2 protein-coding genes and 1 pseudogene are annotated in these 1,595 nt (G+C 69.2%); all 3 read right to left on the reverse strand.

Annotated elements, in window-relative coordinates; genetic code table 11:
• Positions 1-257, reverse strand: a 257-nt coding sequence (locus ADK57_RS51055) for a hypothetical protein (protein WP_234390140.1), incomplete at its 3' end; no start/stop codon positions are given.
• A gap of 216 nt (positions 258-473) precedes the next feature.
• Entirely contained in the window at positions 474-1,463 is a 990-nt protein-coding gene (locus tag ADK57_RS11920) for a zinc-dependent alcohol dehydrogenase family protein (protein WP_053749375.1), read from the reverse strand.
• Positions 1,460-1,595: pseudogene (locus ADK57_RS48935) on the reverse strand (carbohydrate ABC transporter permease); the annotation flags it as partial. The pseudogene ADK57_RS48935 and the gene ADK57_RS11920, both read right to left, overlap by 4 nt.

Below are 1,595 nucleotides of genomic sequence, written 5' to 3' on the forward strand. Positions count from 1 at the left end.
GCCAGTAGCAGCGCGAGATTACCCACCAGATCACGCCATACCGCCCCGAGCCCCGTGCAACATCCCAAAACCCCTCCGGACGGACGCGCAGTGCAGGGGAAATTCGTCCCGCCCGGTGCGCAGGCGGCCACGGCTGCGTCGTCGGCGACGTCGTACACCACTCCCTGCGTGCTGCCGACGCCCCAGACGCCATCCTCCGCGAACTCGCCCTGGAAGCAGTGGACTTGTGGTCGGCGCTCTGGAGTGACGTCATCCACGACCGCCTCGATCGGCGGGCCGCCATCGGCACCCCGATCGCCGAGTGTGGTCCGGACCGGCTGGTCAACGGGGGGCTGGCGTTGGTGGGAGCAGGCGCTGGAAAGGTACGAGCGCGCACGGCTCGCCAGTGTCCAGGCGTCCGTCCGGACGGACAGGAGTCAGCCGCTCCTTCGCACGTCAGGTCGCCTGGACGGACCCAGGCCGGAGTGCCGAGGTCAGGGCAGTACGACGATCTTGCGGCCCTGACCGGCTGCGAACTGCTCCAGTGCCTGCGGGTACTGGGTCAGCGGCATCCGGTGGCTGATGAACACCTGCGGATCGAGCACCCCGGTGGCAAACAGCTCCGCCGCGCGCTCGTAGCTGTGCAGCACCGCCATGGAGCCCGTGATGGTGATCTCCTGGTTGTAGATGCGGTACGGCGAGATGGTGGCCGTCGTCGCGTAGTCGGAGACCCCGAACTGGAGGAACGTTCCGGCCTTGGCAACGCGTTCCAGGCCGTCCTGGATGGCCGCGGCGTTGCCGGTCGCGTCGACCACCACGTCCCAGCCGGCCGGCCGCCCCAACTCGTCCGCGGAGAGGGCGGCTTGGGAACAGCCCAGTTTCTCGGCCGTAGCCAGTCGCTCCGCGTTGACGTCGACGACGTCCACCGAGGCGGCTCCGGTGCGCTTGGCCAGCTCCAGCATCATCAGGCCCATCGTCCCGCTGCCGTAGATCAGTACATGGGAGCCGAGCCTGCTGTTGAGCACGTCGTAACCGCGCACTGCGCAGGACAGCGGCTCGATCAGTGCCGCATCCTGGACGTCCACGTGGTCGGGCAGCCGTACGCAGTTGGCGACGGGTGCCACGGCGTACTCGGCGGCGCCGCCGGCCACGGTCACTCCGATCGCCTGCCACCGGTCGCAGAGGTTGTTGCGGCCGGCCCGGCAGTAGCGGCACTCGTTGCAGTACAGCGAGGGGTCCACGGCGACCCGGTCGCCGATCTTCAGTTCGGTGACGTCGCTCCCGAGACCCACGACCTCGCCGGCGAACTCGTGGCCCGGGACGATGGGCAGCTTCGGGGCGAACTCGCCCTGGAGGATGTGCAGATCGGTCCCGCACAACCCGCAGGCCGCTACGTCGATCACGACCTGGCGCGGCCCGGGGGTCGGGTCGGGCACCGTGGTGACGGTGACCTTGCCGGGGGCTTCGATGACGGCGGCTTTCACTTGACTGCTCCTAGGGACAGGCCGCGGACGAGTTTGTCCTGGGCGGCGAAACCGGCGATGAGGACGGGCAGGGAGACCAGGGTGGCGGCGGCGCAGAGCCGGGCGAGGAAGAGGCCTTCGTTGGTGATGAAG

The sequence above is a fragment of the Streptomyces sp. MMG1533 genome (assembly GCF_001279775.1).
GTDB lineage: Bacteria > Actinomycetota > Actinomycetes > Streptomycetales > Streptomycetaceae > Streptomyces.